Below are 16,840 nucleotides of genomic sequence, written 5' to 3' on the forward strand. Positions count from 1 at the left end.
CGCTTCCGCAGAATCGCCTTGCGATGCGAGAAAACGCTCCCCGCCTTTATGGGCTTCGTCCACCTCGCATGCGCCATGATCTGGCTGCGGTGAATGCAGACAGCGCCTAGGGCGGCCAGCCTGTGCGTGCGGGCGGTGCATCTTGGCGGTTCCACCAGCCGCCGCCGAGTGACTGGAACAGGCCGGCCGTGTCGGACAGGCGCGCCGCGCGGGCCTGGGCCAGGGTGAGGCGGGCCTGAAGTGTGGTCTGGGTGGCCATCAGCATCTCCACCCGCGAGGCATCGCCATAGCTCACGCGCGCCCGGGCGATGTCGAGGCCGCGCGTGGCCGCGCGTTCGGCATTGCTGTCGGCGACCAGTGCGGTGGCATCGGCGCTGACGGCGTTCAGGCTGTCCGTGACGTCCTGGACGGCGGCGACGACGGCGGCGCGATATTCGGCGGCGGCCTGCTCATATTGCGCGCGGGCCGCGCGTTCCTGATGCATCAGCTGGCCGCCCTGGAAGAGGGGCTGGGAGACCATGCCGGCGATCATCCACTGGCCGTAGCCGGGGACGAACATCTGGCCGATCGAAGCCGCCGCCAGGCCCGGCGTGGCGCTGAGTTGCAGGTTGGGCAGCCGGTTGGCGATCGCGACGCCGACCTGCGCGCAGGCGGCGTGCCAGCCGGCTTCGGCGACCTTGAGGTCCGGCCGCTGGTCGATCAGCCGGGCGGGGATGCTGACGGGCAGGTCCTGGGGCAGGGTGAAGCCGTCGAGCGTGAAATCCGGTGTCGGGTCGTCGGGCATGTCGCCGGCCAGGGCCGCGATCTGGTCGTGCTGCTGCGACAATTGCTGGCGCAGCGGGACCAGCATCGCCTCGTCCTGCGCAAGCTGGGCACGCTGCACCGCCAGGTCGGCTTCGGCCATCTGTCCCAGGGCCATCTGGCGGGTTGCGGAATCCAGGATCTGATGCTGGCTGGCGATCAGCTCCTGCACCGTATCGACCTGCGCGCGTAGCGCGGCATAGGCGATGGCCGCCTGGACCAGCTCGCCGGTCAGGGACAGGTAGGCGGCCTCGAGCTGGTAGCGTTCGGCGTCCCGCTGGGCGCCTGAGGCCTCGATCCCGCGCCGCAGACCGCCCCAGATGTCGGCCTGGTAGGAGATGTTCAACTGCGCCGTGTGGACGGTGTAGAGCCAGCTATTGCTGTTGGGCACCGGCGAATAGGTGCGCGATGTCTTGAAGCGTGCCGGGTTGAAGCTGGCCGAGATGCTGGGATAGAGCACGCCCGCCTGGGCGGCGCGATTTTCCTGCGCCACGCGCAGCGCGTGGCGCGCGGCGTCCAGGTTCGGGCTGTGGGCCAGGGCGTGCCGGACCAGCCGATCCAGCGCCGGGGAGTGGAACAGCGTCCACCATTCGGCCGGGATGTCGGCGCCAGGGTGGAAAGTCTGGGCCTGCCCGTCGGCGCCCGCCACGCTGTCGGTGCGGGTGGGGCGCCCGGCCTGCGCGAAATCCGTGGCCGGCGCCGACGGGTGGTGGAAGTTGGGCCCGACCGCGCATCCGCCCAGATCCGCCAGCATGGCGAGCAGGCCCGCACCGCACAGCAGATGCCGCCAGGGGCGGCAGGATGCGGCGGTCATGTCGGGTCTCCTTTCCGGCGTGGCGCGCGGCGGGCGTACCAGGCCTCCATCTCGCAATAATAGGTGGGCAGGATGAACAGCGTCAGCAGGGTGGCGATGCCCAGCCCACCGACGACGACCGTCGCCAGTCCGCGCTGGACATCGGTGCCGATGCCCGTCGCCAGGGCCGCGGGCAGCATGCCCATGCTGGCGACGGTCGCCGTCATCAGCACGGGGCGGAAGCGTTCGCCCGCGCCCTCCAGCACCGCGTCGCGCAGGGGCATGCCTTCGTCGCGCAGTCGATTGATGGCCGAGATCATGATGATGCCGTTCTGGATCGCGACGCCGAACAGGGCGATGAAGCCGACGGCGGTGGCGATGTTCAGCGTTTCGCCGCGCAGGTTCAGGGCCACCAGGCCGCCCAGCGTGGCCATGGGCACCACTGCCAGTACCAGCACCGCCTGGCGCAGGCATCCGAACTGGCCGAACAGCAATATCAGCATCACCGCGAACATGATGGCCAGCGCGATGCTCAGCCGGGCCTGGGCGCGTTCTTCCTGCTGGAAGGTGCCGGCCCATTCCAGCCGGTATCGGGCGGCGTCGAAATGTACCTGGCCGGCGATGCGGACCTGGGCGTCGGCGAGATACTGCGACAGCGGGCGCTGGCCGTTATCGACGCGGATGGTGATCTGCCGGTGGTTCATCTCGTGCGCGATATTGGCCTCGCCGGTCTGGAGCGAGACGCGGGCGACCAGTCCAAGCGGGATGCGTGCGCCATTCAGGCCCGTCAGCGGAATCTGGCGGATGGCGGACAGATTGTTGTTCAGCCGCCGTTTCATGTGCGCCGTCATGGCGTAGATGCGGTCACCCACATAGACCTGCCCGACCGGGGCGTCGCCGACCATGTTCTGGACCACGTTCATGATGTCGGTGCCGCTGACGCCATAGCGTGCCGCTGCCGCGCGGTCGACCGTCACGTCCAGCTGCGGGATTTCGGGCTCCTGGAAGATCGAGGCGTCGGCCGTGCCGGGCACCTGATGCAGGATGTCCACGATATGGGTGCCGATCCGGCGCAGTTCCTTCAGGTCGTCGCCATAGACGCGCAGCACCAGCGGGCTGTGCGCGCCGCCGACCAGATCGTTCATGTTGTCGGCGATCGGCTGGCTGATGCCGAAGCTGATGCCGGGGATCTGCGCCAGCCGGTCATGCAGGCGGCTGATGAATTTTACGCGGGTCTCGCCGTGCGGCCAGGTCGCATAGGGGGTGAGGCCCACAGGGGCCTCGATATGCGACGGGCTCCACGGGTCGGTGCCCGAATCGTTGCGGCCGATCTGCGTCGCCACATAGCTGGTCTCGGGGAAGGCACGGATCGCGTCGCGGATCTCGTCGGCCATCGCGCTGGCCTTTTCCAGAGACAGGCCCGAGGGAAGCTGGATCTGCAGCCACAGCGACCCTTCGTCGAGGTCCGGCAGGAACTCGCGCCCCGTGCGCGCACCCAGCCACACCACAAGGCAGAACGCGATCGCGCCGGCCAGGTAGGCCGCCCAGGGCCGGTCCACCATATGGCCCAGCCCCTTGCGGTAGGCATGGTGCAGCTTTTCCAGCGGCACGTTGTGATACAGGCGGTGCGGATTGCGCATCGCCAGATAGGCCAGTGCGGGCGTCAGGGTCGTTGCGCAGAGCAGCGCGCCGAGCAGGGCGAAGCTGACGGTAAAGGCCATCGGCCGGAACAGCCGGCCCTCGGCGCCTTCGAAGGCGAAGAGCGGGCCATAGGCGATGACGATGATCAGGGTGGCGAAGACGATCGCGCGGCCGACATGCCGGGTCACGGCGAGGATATCGCCCTCGTCCATCTTGTGGTCGGGATGTTCCTCGCGAATGCGCAGGATGGCCTCGGTCACCACGATGGCGCCGTCCACGATCACGCCGAAATCGATGGCGCCGAGCGAGAACAGGTTGGCCGGCATGTGCAGCAGGTGCATGAGCACGAAGACCGTGGCCAGGGCCAGCGGAATGGTGACGGCGGCGACGATGGCGCTGCGCGGGCTGCCCAGGAACAGGACCAGGATCAGGAACACCAGGCCCACGCCCTCGATCACCGTGTGCGTGACCTTGTCGGTCGTGGTCCGCACCAGGCTGTCGCGGTCGATGATGGGCACGATCCTGACGCCGGACGAGGCAAGCTGGGCCTGAAGCCGCGCGACCGTGTCGTGCAGATCGTGCAGCACCAGCGACGGGTTCTGCCCGCTGAGCATCGTGACGATGCCCTCGATCGTGTCCGGATTGCCGTTCAGGCCCAGGATGCCCTCGCGCACCTGGTGGCCGAGCTGCAAGTCGCCCAGATCGCGGATCAGGACCGGCACGCCGTTGCGCTGGGTCACCGCGATGGCGCCCATATCGGCGAGCGTATGGACCATGCCGACGCCGCGCACGATGTAGGACTGGTCGCCCCTTGTGACGCGGCCGCCGCCGGCATTGGCGTTGTTGGCCTGCAGGGCCGTGATCACGTCGTTGACGCCGACGCCGTAGCGGAACAGGGCCTGCGGATCGAGAACGATCTGGTACTCGATGGTGAAGCCGCCGAAATTATTGACCGCCGCGACGCCGGGGACCTGCATCAGCGCCGGAATGACGATCCATTTCTGGATATCGGACAGTTCCATCAGATTCCGGCCGTCGGATTCCAGCGTATAGCGATAGATTTCGCCCGACGGGCCGGTGATCGGTCCCAGCGAGGGGACGACGCCCGTGGGCAGTGTCGCCTGCGCAAGCTGTTCCGAAACATGCTGGCGCGCCGCATAGACATCGGTGCCGTCACTGAAGATCAGGGTGATCAGCGACAGGCCGAAGGTCGAGCTGGAGCGGCTGTCCACCAGCCCCGGTGTGCTGGCCAGCAGCCGTTCCAGCGGGATCGTGACTTCCTGCTCGATTTCCTCGGCCGCCAGGCCCGGGACCTGGGTCGTGACCTGGACGTTGACCGCGCCCAGGTCGGGATAGGCTTCGACCGGGATCAGGTGCCACGCGATCGCCCCCAGGGCGGTCAGGATCATCATGGCGGCAAAGACGATGCGTCGCTGCCGCAGGCAGGTGGCGATAAAGCGGTTAATCATCGTTCAGCAGCACCGCGCCCTGGGTCACGACGCGATCGCCGGCCGACAGGCCGGACATGACCTCGCACAGATCGCCGTCGTCATAGATGATCTCGATCTCGCGCCGCCTGTAGGCATGGGGTGCGACCTCGACGAATACCGTAACGGTATCGTTGTTCATCAGCAGTGCCGATTGCGGGACCATGATGCGTGGGGGCTGCGGGGTCAGGACCGTCACGGTTGCGAACATGCCGGGCTTCAGCATGCCGTCGTCATTGGCCAGCACCACCCGCGCCTGCAGCGTGCGGGTATCGGCACGCAGCGTGGGCTCGATCGCGGCGATGGTGCCATGCACCGTCCGGCCGGGCAGGGCGGGGACAGTGATGTCGGCCTGCTGCCCCACATGGATCGCATCCGCCAGGTTTTCCGGCACGGCGGCGACGGCCCAGACCTGCTGCGTGCCGGTGAGCGTCATCAGCGGCGCCGTCGGGTCGGTGACGAACGCGCCGGCACCGGTATTGACCGCCGATACCATGCCGTCGATCGGCGCGGTCAGCCTGATCACGCCGCCTTCTCCGGGCTGGGCGCGCAGGGCGGTCAGGCGTGCGGTGGCACGATCATCTTCCGCCTGGGCCTGGAGCCAGGCGTTGCGGGCGGATTCCACATCGCGCGTGGCGGCCCCGCCGGCACTGGCGACGCCCTGCGCGCGGACCAGGGCACGGCGGGCATAGTCCAGCGCGGCGCGGGCCTTCGCGGCGTCGGTCGTGGCCAGGGCCATGTCGCCCGATGCCAGTTCGGCCAGGACCTGGCCGCGGGTCACGTGATCGCCGGCGGACACGGGCAGGCTGACGATGGCGCCAGCGACCGGCGTCATCACGGAAATCGACTGCGACGGCTCGGCCCGGATCTCGCCCGGGACGGGAATCGTGCGGCTGGGCGATACGAGGATCACGGGCGTTACCGACAGGCGCGCGGCCAGAGGGGAATCCGGCGCGACCGTCAACTGGCCATGGTCGTTACGGACCATGGCGGCGCCGGCAGCCATGGCGGAGGAGACGGCCCCGAGAAGCAGGGTACACACCACGGCCCCCGCTGCGACCAGGCGCGCGGCCGGGCGGCGTGTGGGGGCTGAAGTACCGTAAACACGCGCCGGCGCCCCGGTGGAGCGGTTTGGCGGACAGTTTCTTATCAGGGGCGCGGTCTGGTGCATGGGCCTGGGCCTGAGATCTTGGAAGAGAAGGCGGGAGCTGATCCCTCGAAGGGAGAACGGGCCGGGACCGCTTCTGTACAAGAATATGGAATTACGGGGAAAAGAGGGCCGTTTCGGGAGGGGGCGATCCGGCTGTTGCGTCTCCTGACATCCTGGCCGGATACCGGATCGGGGGGCGTTCAGGGATGGAGGGCGTGCACCCTCGTGGCGTATGGCGCGATCCGGGCCCATCGGGCCACGACACCGTGGGCAGCCACTAGCGATGATCCGAATCATTGTCCATGGGGGCGCGGCGGGGGCTGCGACGTCGGTGCGTGAGGTCCGGGCAGGTGTGAAGCGCGGCCGGTGGCGGGCATCGGAGCGGCTTGCTGGCCGGTTTGGATCTGGGAAGGGGGAAGTGAAGAAAAGGAAATAGAAACATCGGTCTGTATCAAGTCAGGCACGGTTTTCGCTTTTGGTCTGGCCGGTTTGGCTGAGGCGCGCGGCCAGGAGGGACGGGCACGACAGGCAGGTATGACGACCGATTAAATATTACAAACTTTTTCAAAAACATAACGGCAAGATGATGGTTATTTAATATTGTTCCGTGAGAGAATGCGGAATTCGCATTTGTCATGAAAATTTCACATCCCTTTCCGTGCTCTTCCGAAGAGGCTTTCGCCCGATGCGGCCGGCTGCGGGAGGCCTGCGTGACGGAGGATGGATTTCATGTCATTGCGGAATGTGATTGCCGGGCAATGCGTCCCGGCGCGGCCTGCGATTTCCCGAAATTTTGAAAGGTTGTCCATTTGCGTCCGCTTTCCAAACGCATTCTCGCCCTTTCCCTGTCCACGGCCCTGGCCACCGTCAGCCTGACGGGGCTCGCGCAGCGCGCGCGGGCGGCCGACAGCCAGCCGCAGCCTCTGGCGCTGCCGGATTCCATTCCGACACCGCGTGACGTGCCGTTCGGCGGCATCATCCGGCTGTCGGTCGATGCCACCGACCTGGCGCGGCATATCATGACCGTGCATGAGACCGTGCCGGTGCCGGCCGCGCTGGCGGCGACCGGCGGGGACATGCCGCTGTTCTACCCGATGTGGCTGCCGGGCAATCATTCGCCGACCGGCTCGCTCGACCAGTTCGGTGGCCTGGTCGTCAAGGCCGGTGGGGCGACGATCGACTGGGTGCGCGACAGCGTGACGGTCAGCGCGTTCCATATTCATGTGCCCAAGGGGGCGCATGCGCTGGATGTGTCGTTCCAGCTTCTGTCACCCGTCTCGCCCGAGGAAGGGCGCATGGTGATGACGCCCGGGATGCTGAACGTGCAGTGGAACCAGGTGGCGCTGTACCCGGCCGGGTATTTCACGCGCCAGATTCCGGTGGAAGCCAGCCTGCGCCTGCCTCGTGGCTGGCAGTACGGGACGGCGCTGCGTGCGCAATCCGCGGCGGGCGATGTCGTGACCTTCAAGCCGGTGCCGTTCAATACGCTGGTCGACTCCCCGCTGTTCGCCGGGCGGTATTTCCGCCGCATCGATCTGGCGCCTGGGGCCGCCGTGCCGGTGACGCTGAACCTGGTGGCGGACAAGCCGGGGGAACTGGAAGCAACCGAAGCGCAGATCGGCGTGCATCGCGCCCTGGTGACGCAGGCGAACCTGCTGTACGGCTCGCACCATTACGACCATTACGATTTCCTGCTGGCGCTGACCGAGGAACTGGGGCGGATCGGGCTGGAGCACCACCAATCCAGCGAAAACAGCGGTCCGCGCGGCTATTTTACGGACTGGGACAAGACGTTCGCGGCGCGCGACCTGCTGGCGCATGAATATACCCATTCGTGGAACGGCAAATATCGCCGGCCGGCCGATTTGTGGGCGCCGAACTTCAACACGCCCCAGCGCGGGTCGGGCCTGTGGGTCTATGAAGGGCAGACCCAGTATTGGGGGTATGTCCTGGCGGCGCGTTCGGGCCTGATGACGGTGCCGCAGGTGACCGAGGCGCTGGCCGAGGTGGCGGCGATGTACGACACAAGGCGCGGACGCACCTGGCGGCCGCTGCTGGATACGACGAACGACCCGGTGATCGCACGGCGCGCGCCGCTGTCGTGGCGGAGCTGGCAGCGGAGCGAGGATTATTATTCGGAAGGCCAGCTTGTCTGGCTGGATGCCGATACGCTGATCCGCCAGCTTTCGGGCGGCAAGCATTCGCTGGATGATGTCGCACGCCATTTCTTCGGCACCAATGACGGCAGCTTCGTGACCAGCACCTATGCATTCGACGACGTGGTGAAGGCGCTGAACGACATCCAGCCTTATGACTGGGCCACGTTCCTGCACCAGCGGCTGGACAAGACGTCGGAGCATGCGCCGCTGGACGGGTTTACGCGCGGGGGCTACCGGCTGGTCTATACCGAGAAGCCGAACGAATATGTCACGTCGGTTGCCTCCATGCGCCATGTGACGGATTTCAGCTTCTCGCTGGGCATCATGATCGGCAAGGGCGGCACGCTGGCCAATGTCGAATGGGGCAGCCCCGCCTGGCAGGCCGGGATGACCCGGGACGCCAAGCTGATCGCGGTGAATGGTGAGGCGTATGACCCCGACGTGCTGCGTGAGGCGGTCGTCGAGGCGAAGGACGCGCATGCCGGGCCGATCGCGCTGCTGCTGCAGGAAGGCGATCGTTACGTGACGGTGTCGGTCTCCTATCATGGCGGGCTGCGCTATCCGCATCTGGAGCGCATCGAGGGCAAGCCCGACATGCTGGCCGATATCCTGGCGGCGCGTCACTGAAGAGCCGGGGGCGGAGCAGGTGGGCGAGGTGCTGATGCGCGTGCGTTCCTGTCTCCCGTCCCGGTCTGGGACGATCGGGCCCTGACATGCGCCCGACCCTGGCTTCGGTCGTTCTGGTTGCCGACCTGACGGGCACGGTGGTGTTTGCCGCCGAGGGGGCGATGGTCGCCTCCGCGCGGCATCTCGACCTGTTCGGCATCATGGTGCTGGCCTGCGTGGTGGCGCTGGGCGGCGGCATGATCCGCGACGTGCTGATCGGCGCCGTGCCGCCCAGCGCGATCCGGGACTGGCGCTATCCGGCGCTGGCCTTCCTGACCGGGCTGGTGGTGTTTGTCCTGCCGCCCGCCCTGCGGCTTGCGCCGGGGGGATCGGTGCTGGCGGGGCTGGATGCCGCCGGCCTGTCGCTGTTTGCCGTCGCGGGGGCAGAGAAGGCCCTGTCGCGCGGGGTCGGGCCGCTGGGGGCGGCCCTGATGGGCATGGTGACCGGCGTGGGCGGCGGCGTGATGCGCGACCTGCTGCTGGCACGCGTGCCGCTGATCCTGGTTTCTGACATCTATGCCACTGCGGCGCTGGCCGGTGCGGCGGTGGTCGTCGCCTGCCGGCGGCTGGCGGTGCCGGTGGCCTGGGGGGCGGTTGCGGGCGGGCTGGTCTGCTTCGGCCTGCGGCTGGCGGCCCTGCGTTATGGCTGGAACCTGCCCGGCGCCGCGCGCTGAAAAGCCGTCTGCCTCTGACAAATCCATGCCGGGTGCTATGGTGTTTCCTGCAAGAATGCCGGGGGGAGAGCATGCGACGTCGGACGATGCTGCTGGGGGCGGCGATGCTTCCCGTTCCGGCATGGGCGGGTGCCGGGCGGACGGTGGACGTGCTGTATGCGGGTTCGCTGCTGAACCTGATGGAGCGTGGGATCGGGCCGGCTTTCGATGCGACCGGCGATGATGTCTTTCGCGGCTATGCCGGCGGGTCGGGGGCTTTGGTCAACCAGATCCGCGGCGGGCTGCGGCGTGGCGATGTTTTCATCAGCGCCGATCCGGCCCTGAACGACCGGCTGGGGGCGGCGCAGGGCGACTGGGTACGCTGGTATATCGTGTTTGCGCGTTCGCCGCTGGTGATCGGCTACAACCCGCATAGTTCCTTCGTCGATGCGTTGCGGACGCGGCCCTGGTACGAGGTCCTGCAACAGCCCGGCATCCGCATCGGCCGGACCGATCCGGTGCTGGACCCGAAAGGGGCATTGACGGTGCGCATGCTCAGGCAAGCCGAGCAATTCTATCATCAGCCCGGCCTTGCGGAGCGGATCATGGGCGTCGACGCGGCCGGGCAGGTGCGGCCGGAGGAAAATCTGGTCGGGCGCCTGCAATCCGGACAGATCGATGTCGGTTTCTTCTACGCGATGGAAACCGCCGACCTGCATATTCCCACCATCGCCTTGCCGCCGGCGCTTTCGCTCGCGGCGCGTTATTCGGTCACGATCCTGCGGAATGCGCCGAACCCGGAGGGAGCGGCACGGTTCGTCGCCTTCCTGCTGGGGGAGGCGGGGGGCGCGATCATGCGGCAGCATGGGCTGGAGAAGGTGGCGCCGGTCTTGGCTGGGGATGACGCGGCGATGCCCGCGCTGCTGCGGCCGCTGATCCATTCCTGACAGACCGGCGATGCGGCGGATGCCGGGTGCCGTCAGGGTTCTGGCCTGTCTCCTCGGCCTGTGGCTGCTGGCGCCGTTTCTCGCGGGCCTGCTGCGGTTGGGCGATGCGGACTGGTCGGGGGTGGATCGCGCGGCCCTGGCCCGTGCCGCCGGTGTGTCCGTGGCCAGTGCCAGCCTGGCGACCCTGCTGATCGGGCTGTTCGGGATTCCGCTGGGCTATGTGCTGGCGCGGGGGCGGGGCTGGTGGACGGCGTGGCTGGGCGGGGTGGTGCAGTTGCCGCTTGCCCTGCCGCCCCTGGCCGGCGGGGTGCTGCTGCTGTTCCTGCTGGGCTATGGCGGGCCGCTGGGTGCGCTGGGGTTGAGCGAGCATTTTGCCGGCATCGTCGCGGCCGAGCTGTTCGTGGCCTCGCCCTTCCTGATCATCGCCGCGCGCTCGGCCTTCGCGGCGATCGATCCGGCACTGGAGGATGTGGCGGCGACGCTGGGGCATCGGCCGGGCGCCATCTTCCGTCGCGTGAGTCTGCCATTGGCATGGCGGCCGATCCTGGCCGGGCTGGTCCTGGCGTGGCTGCGTGCCTTCGGCGAGTTCGGCGCGACGGTCATGCTGGCCTATCATCCTTATTCGCTGCCGGTCTTCACCTATGTCGCGTTCGGCGAGGCCGGGTTGCCGTCCATGCTGCCGGTGCTGGCCCCGACCCTGGTGCTGGCCGCTCTGGTGATGGCGGCGGGGCACTGGCTGACGCGGCCCGTCGCCCGTCGTGCCGTGCCCCGGACAGGCCCGCTGCCGCCTCTGGCTGATCGGGGGGCGGCCGAGGCGCCGCCGCGTCACCTGATGCTGGCGCTCCGCCGTGATCTGCCGGGCTTTACCCTTGATGTGCGCCTGGAGAGCCGGGCGCGGCGCATCGCCATTCTCGGGCCGTCCGGATCGGGAAAATCGATGACCCTGCGTGCGATCGCGGGGCTGGAGGATATGGCGGGGACGCAGGTTCGGCTGGACGGTCGCGATCTGTCGCCGCTGCCGCCGGACCAGCGCGCTGTCGCCTATGTACCGCAGGGCTATGCGCTGCCGGCGCATATGACGGTGGCGCGGCAGGTCGCGTTTGCGGTGGATTGCATGCCCGACCGGGCGGCGGCGTGGATGGCCGCACTGGGACTGGAGGGTCTGGCAGGGCGCTGTCCCGACGAACTTTCGCCTGGCCAGCGTCAGCGTGTGGCGCTGGCCCGTGCGTTCGCGCGGCGCAATGTGGATCTGGTGCTGCTGGACGAGCCGTTTTCCGCACTGGATGCGCCGTTGCGCGCGCGGCTGCGGCGGGAGGTGCTGGCCGTGCTGCGGGGCATGAATGTGCTGACGGTGCTGGTGACGCATGACCCGGCCGAGGCGCTGGCGATGGCCGAGGACATCGTGCTGCTGGATGGCGGGCGCGTTATCCGCGCCGGGCCGGCTGCTGCCGTGTTTGCCCGGCCGGGCAGCGAACTGGCTGCCCGTCTGCTGGGGGCGGAGGCGATCGGCGACGGTGTGGTGCTGCCGGACGGACGGATCGATGTGGGGCGGGGCGTGGCATTGCAGGTTCGGCATCCGGACGGCGAGGGGGCGGACCTGCCGCCGCCGGGGGCGCGCGTGCGCTGGTCGGCGCGGCCGTACCAGATCCGGCCGGCGGAGGAGGGTGCCTATCCGGCGCGCATCCTGTGGCGCGGCCCGATACAGGACGGCCAGCGTCCGATGCGGCTGCTTCTGGGCGATGCCGAACTGGAGATCCTGGCCGATCCGTCCTGCATGGCGGAGGGAGCGTGCCGGGTGGATATCGACCCGTGTTGCCTCCAGCTCTGGCCGGCGTAAGGACCTGCCCTCAGATGATGCCGGCGGCGTCGCCGGTCGTGGGGTCGTGGATGCCGTCGCGTACGATATGGAGCGCCCGCTCCAGGCCCGGGCGGTCGTCCGGGGCGCCCAGGCAGATCCGAAGCCCGGATTCGGCCTCGCGCGATACGGCGCAGGCTTCGGGCGGCGTGAGTTCCACGCCTGCGCGCAGGGCGTGGTTGAGGGTGCGCTGGGCCGCCAGGGGGGAGAGCGGCACCCAGACATGGGGCGAGCGTACAGCGCCCGGCATGTCCATGGCCTGTCCCAGGATCTGGCGGGCCATGGCCAGCCGCGCGGCGGTTTCGGCCTGCACCGCGTCGGCGGCGGCGTCGGCGGTGCCGTCGGCCACCCAGCGGGCGAAGATCATGCCGCCGAGCGCGGGCGGGCAATAGCCCAGCGCGCGGATGCCGCGCATGATCCGGTCGCGCGCCACATTGGGCGGCAGCGTGACGAAGCCCAGGCGGAAGCCCGGGCAGATCCCCTTGGAGATGCTGGCGAGATAGAGCGTGCGTTCGGGGGCGATGGCGGCGATTGGTGGTGGACGGTCGGCCGGATCGGCATAGGTGTAATAGGCATCGTCCTCGAAGATCGTCAGGTCGTGCTGGCGGGCGATCCGCGCGATATCCTGCCGGCGGGACAGGCTCATGGTCCGGGTCGTCGGGTTTTGCAGGGTCGGCACCGTGAACAGCACGCGCGCCCGGGTCTCGGCGGCGGCGCGCTCCAGCGCGGCGGGGATCAGCCCCTGTTCGTCCATCGCCACGCCGCGCAGTGTCAGGCCCAGATGTTCGGCGGCCGTGCGTGCGCCGTAGAAGGTCGCGGCCTCGCACAGCACCGTGTCGCCCGGCCGGCAGAGCGAGGAAAGCACAAGCGCGATCGCGTGCTGCCCGCCATTGCACTGGATCAGGTCGGCCGGATCGCATGCCAGCCCGTGGCGGCGCGCCAGCCACGCCGCCCCGGCTTCGCGCACCGAACGCAGGCCGGTGCCCTGGATGTACTGCACGGCCGGTTCCAACTGTCCGGTGGCCGCTAGCTCCGCCACCGCGCGTTCCAGCGTCCGGGACAATCCGACACGCGGCGGGACGTTGCAGCGCAGGTCGATGGTGGCCGCCTGTGCGACGGGGGCGGACGGCGCGGGATCGAAGCTGGTGGCGATCGCGATGTCGGGACTCGCGCCCCGGATGAAGGAACCGCGGCCGACATGGGCCAGCAGCAGGCCGCGCCGCTCGGCCTCGGCATAGGCCTTGGTCACCGTGCCGACGCTGAGTCCGAGCGCATAGGCAAGGTCGCGCTGGGGCGGCAGGCGGCTGCCGGCGGGTAGAAGCCCCGATGCGATGTCCCGCTCCATCGCGTCGACCAGCCGGTGGTAGAGCGGGCCGGGCGGGGGCGGAATGTCGGGGCGCCATTGAGGGGTCATGCGGCCTGCCATGGGAATGGGGTCTGATTGATATATGACAATATAACGATTGACCGTCGAATGTACTAGAATAAAACTACAGAAACGAAGAGAAAAGCTAGATTGTAATAGTACAATTTCTGGAATTGTCCTGCATATCGGGGGAAGGATGCCTCGGCGCGGACGGACTCTTCGTGCTGAAAAGAGGATGATTGATGATGGTCATCATGGGAAAGGCGACGGGGTCGGCCCGGAAGCGGGCCCGGCCGTTCCGGCTGTCCGGGTCGAGCGGGATCTGGAATCATGTCGAGGGAATCGGGATCGGGCTGGTCATCGCCCTCGGCCTGGTCCTGCTGCTGGCGGTGCATGGGCCGGCAAACGGTCAGGACGTGCCGGCGGACAAGACGGATGCGGTGCGGGTGGCATACGATGCCGCCGACCTGCGCGACGCGGCGCATGCGCGTAGGCTGCTGGCGCGGCTGGATCATGCCGCGCTGGTGGCGTGCGGCGACGATCGGGCCAGCCTGGACGCACTGCGTGCCGCTATCGCGCGGTCGGATTGCCGGCAACAGGCTCTGGCGCAGGCTGTGGCGCGGATCGGAGCACCGGTGCTGAGCGCCGCGTTGCACGAGACGCCACCGGCCTGATGGAGCCGGCGCATGAGCATGAACGAGCGGGATGATGTGGAGAAACGTAAGATGACGACATACCCCTTTCATCAGGTCGATGTCTTCGCGGCCGCGCCGCTGAAGGGCAATCCGCTGGCCGTTGTCGCGGGAGCGGATGGGCTGGATGACGCCCAGATGGCGGCCTTTGCGAACTGGATGAATCTCAGTGAGACGACGTTCCTGCTGAAGCCTACGGTTCCCGGCGCCGACTACCGAGTGCGGATTTTTACGCCGGAGGAGGAACTGCCGTTTGCCGGTCATCCCACCCTGGGATCGTGCCATGTCTGGCTGGCCATGGGTGGCGTGCCGCAGGGGCGGGACGTGGTGCAGGAATGCGGCGCGGGACTGGTGACGGTGCGGCGCGATGGCGATGGATTGGCTTTCGCCGCCCCGCCGCTGCGTCGCGCGGGGTCGGTCGATGCGTCGGACCTGGAAGTCGTCACCCGGATTCTGGGACTATCCACGGATCGGGTGGTGGCTGCGAACTGGGTTGATAACGGTCCCGGCTGGTTGGCGCTGATGCTGCGCGACCGGGCGGAGCTGCTGGCGCTTCGGCCTGATACGCAAGCCCTGGGCGATTGGCGCATTGGGCTGGTCGCGCCGTGGGACACGGTGCGCGATGGGGATGCGGCGCAGTTCGAGGTCCGCGCGTTCACCGGCGGTGGGGCCGTCTTCGAGGACCCTGTGACCGGCAGCCTGAATGCGGGACTGGCGAAGTGGCTGATCGGTGCCGGTCTGGCCCCGCACGCTTATATCGCCAGCCAGGGGACCGTGCTGGGACGGATGGGGCGGGTCCGGGTGACGCAAGACGGGGACGGCATCTGGATCGGTGGCGAGGCCGTGACCCGGATCAGCGGGCAGGTCGCGCTGTAAGGGCGGTCGTCTCTCGAATCGCCACTCGAAAAACCGGAGAGAAGCGGGGGAAACAGTCTCGCTCGGAGCTGGTACGACACCAGCCTGACCGAGGCTTTTCCCACGCGGCTTCGATGAGCGATGTTCGGCCGTGAGGGTGCTATGCCTTCACCAGGCCAGGCTTGCCCCTTTCGGTCACGAAACTGGCATAGGTCGACAGCCTGCCTCCATGCTGCGTGACAGTGTCGAGGATTTTCAGGTCGCCACGCCAGGCGTCTCGCCCGACGTCGCACACTACATAGCCGCGCCGGTCGATCGTCGCTTTGAGATGGGGGTTTTCCGCGCGGACAGACCGGCTGAATCCATCCTGGTCGCCCCAGCCGTCGAAGCCCGAGGTGATCGACGTAGCCAGGAACTCGACGGAGACCGGTTTGGGATGATCCGGATCGTGAACGATATCGCCCGCGAAATGGCGATGCGCGTCGCCGGTCACGTTGACCACGTTGCCGGGGCAATGCGCTTCGATAAACTGTAGAAGTTTCCGCCGGCTGTGCAGATAACCCGACCACTGGTCCATGCTGTAGATCAGTTCGGAACTGGGTGATTTCCGGTGAGCCAGGTTCATCAGCATCACCTGGTGTGCCAGCAGGTTCCACCGCGTCTCGGATTTGGCCAGGCCGGCGAAAAGCCATTCCTCCTGAGGGGCGCCCATCATGGTGCGGTCGGCCGACCAGACATCCGGTCCCTGGGGCGCATCGCGATCGTTATAAACTTGGTCGCTGCGGAACTGGCGCGTATCCAGGAAGAAGGCATTCATCAGGTCGCCAAACCGGGCCGAGCGATAGATCCGCATTTCACTGCCGACGGGCATGGAGGTGCGGCGAAGGGGCATATGTTCGTAATAGGCCTGCATCGCCACAGCCCGTCGCGTCAGGAACACGTCGGACGGTGTACCATCCTGGTCCACGTCGCCCGCCCAGTTGTTGTCGACCTCATGATCGTCGAACACCACGAACCACGGGAACGCCGCGTGCGCCGCCTGCAGATCCGCGTCCGTCTTGTATTGTGCGTAACGCCGCCGATATTCGTCCAGCGAATAGATTTCCGGCCCCGCATGCCGGCGCGGCAGCGGCGCCATGCGCCCGTCGACCTTGTGCAGGCCGTCGCCGCTATCGCCGCTTTCATAGATATAATCGCCATAATGATAGACGAAATCGATCGGTTCCTCCGCAATGGCACGCCAGGCGGTGTAGAAACCGTTTTCGTAATGCTGGCACCCTGCCGCCGCGAAACGGACCCGTGCCACGGCCGCGCCCGGCAGAGGCAACGTCCTGCTGCGTCCGACCACCGTTTCGAATCCTGCGATCCGAAATCGGTACCAATAGGGGCGATCGGGTTGCAGCCCGGCGAGTTCGACATGCACCGAATGCGCCAGTTCGGGATGCGCCAGTGCCTGCCCGGACAGGACAGGTGCGCGCATGTTCTCGTCCTCGCTCACGTCCCAGTCGACCAGAACCGGGCGCGAGGGCATGCCCCCCATTTCATCAAGGGGAGATGGTGCCAGCCGGGTCCAGATCACGAAGCCATCGCTGGACGGATCACCCGACGCGATCCCGAGTGTGAACGGGGTGCTATCGAATTGCGGCTTGCGCAGAATGTTCCGTGGCGCGATCATACCGCCCCATGCATGGAACGGCAGGATCAACCCGCCCGCGCCGACAAGACGGCCGAAATCACGACGCGTGAATGTCATTGTATTTATTTCCTCTGGAATG

Annotated in this window: 11 protein-coding genes and 1 pseudogene; 7 read left to right on the plus strand and 5 right to left on the minus strand. The window is 67.6% G+C overall.

Annotation, left to right across the window (positions count from 1 at the left end; all coding sequences use genetic code 11):
* A pseudogene (locus HLH35_RS12870) lies at positions 1–93 on the plus strand (IS5-like element IS711 family transposase); the annotation flags it as partial.
* A gap of 13 nt (positions 94–106) precedes the next feature.
* On the opposite strand, the gene HLH35_RS12875 reads toward HLH35_RS12870, so the two are convergent.
* The 3 genes from HLH35_RS12875 to HLH35_RS12885 are packed head-to-tail and all read right to left on the minus strand — an operon-like array spanning position 107 to position 5,893.
* Positions 107–1,615 (minus strand): efflux transporter outer membrane subunit, encoded by a 1,509-nt coding sequence (locus HLH35_RS12875; RefSeq protein ID WP_182979521.1) that lies wholly within the window; start codon positions 1,613–1,615, stop codon positions 107–109.
* Complete coding sequence (locus tag HLH35_RS12880; protein ID WP_182979522.1) at positions 1,612–4,704, minus strand: efflux RND transporter permease subunit; 3,093 nt, start codon at positions 4,702–4,704, stop codon at positions 1,612–1,614. The genes HLH35_RS12875 and HLH35_RS12880 overlap by 4 nt, the downstream gene beginning before the upstream one ends.
* Positions 4,697–5,893, minus strand: coding sequence for an efflux RND transporter periplasmic adaptor subunit (locus HLH35_RS12885; protein ID WP_246385068.1), 1,197 nt, complete (start codon positions 5,891–5,893; stop codon positions 4,697–4,699). The genes HLH35_RS12880 and HLH35_RS12885 overlap by 8 nt, the downstream gene beginning before the upstream one ends.
* Positions 5,894–6,681: 788 nt before the next feature.
* Between HLH35_RS12885 and HLH35_RS12890 the strand changes: the two genes are divergently transcribed.
* The 4 genes from HLH35_RS12890 to HLH35_RS12905 all read left to right on the plus strand — a co-directional run bounded on the left by HLH35_RS12890 (position 6,682) and on the right by HLH35_RS12905 (position 12,134).
* Positions 6,682–8,658 carry a M61 family metallopeptidase gene (locus HLH35_RS12890; RefSeq protein WP_182979523.1) on the plus strand — a complete coding sequence of 659 codons (1,977 nt, stop codon included), beginning with the start codon at positions 6,682–6,684 and terminating at the stop codon, positions 8,656–8,658.
* Between the two features lie 86 nt (positions 8,659–8,744).
* Entirely contained in the window at positions 8,745–9,371 is a 627-nt protein-coding gene (locus tag HLH35_RS12895) for a trimeric intracellular cation channel family protein (RefSeq protein WP_182979524.1), read from the plus strand.
* Between the two features lie 71 nt (positions 9,372–9,442).
* Positions 9,443–10,297 (plus strand): extracellular solute-binding protein, encoded by an 855-nt coding sequence (locus HLH35_RS12900; protein WP_182979525.1) that lies wholly within the window; start codon positions 9,443–9,445, stop codon positions 10,295–10,297.
* A gap of 10 nt (positions 10,298–10,307) precedes the next feature.
* Entirely contained in the window at positions 10,308–12,134 is a 1,827-nt protein-coding gene (locus HLH35_RS12905; protein ID WP_182979526.1) for an ABC transporter ATP-binding protein/permease, read from the plus strand.
* 10 nt (positions 12,135–12,144) lie between these two features.
* Here the strand turns inward: HLH35_RS12905 and HLH35_RS12910 are convergent, their stop codons facing one another.
* Positions 12,145–13,566 carry an aminotransferase-like domain-containing protein gene (locus HLH35_RS12910; protein ID WP_220790669.1) on the minus strand — a complete coding sequence of 474 codons (1,422 nt, stop codon included), beginning with the start codon at positions 13,564–13,566 and terminating at the stop codon, positions 12,145–12,147.
* A gap of 194 nt (positions 13,567–13,760) precedes the next feature.
* On the opposite strand from HLH35_RS12910, the gene HLH35_RS12915 reads away from it, so the two are divergent.
* Complete coding sequence (locus HLH35_RS12915) at positions 13,761–14,192, plus strand: UrcA family protein (protein ID WP_182979528.1); 432 nt, start codon at positions 13,761–13,763, stop codon at positions 14,190–14,192.
* A 51-nt stretch (positions 14,193–14,243) separates the two neighbouring features.
* Entirely contained in the window at positions 14,244–15,086 is an 843-nt protein-coding gene (locus tag HLH35_RS12920) for a PhzF family phenazine biosynthesis protein (RefSeq protein WP_182979529.1), read from the plus strand.
* Positions 15,087–15,225: 139 nt separating this feature from the next.
* On the opposite strand, the gene HLH35_RS12925 is transcribed toward HLH35_RS12920, so the two are convergent.
* Complete coding sequence (locus HLH35_RS12925; RefSeq protein ID WP_182979530.1) at positions 15,226–16,818, minus strand: alkaline phosphatase D family protein; 1,593 nt, start codon at positions 16,816–16,818, stop codon at positions 15,226–15,228.
* Positions 16,819–16,840 lie beyond the last annotated feature (22 nt).

It is taken from the genome of Gluconacetobacter asukensis (genome assembly GCF_014174375.1).
Taxonomy (GTDB): Bacteria; Pseudomonadota; Alphaproteobacteria; order Acetobacterales; family Acetobacteraceae; genus Gluconacetobacter; species Gluconacetobacter asukensis.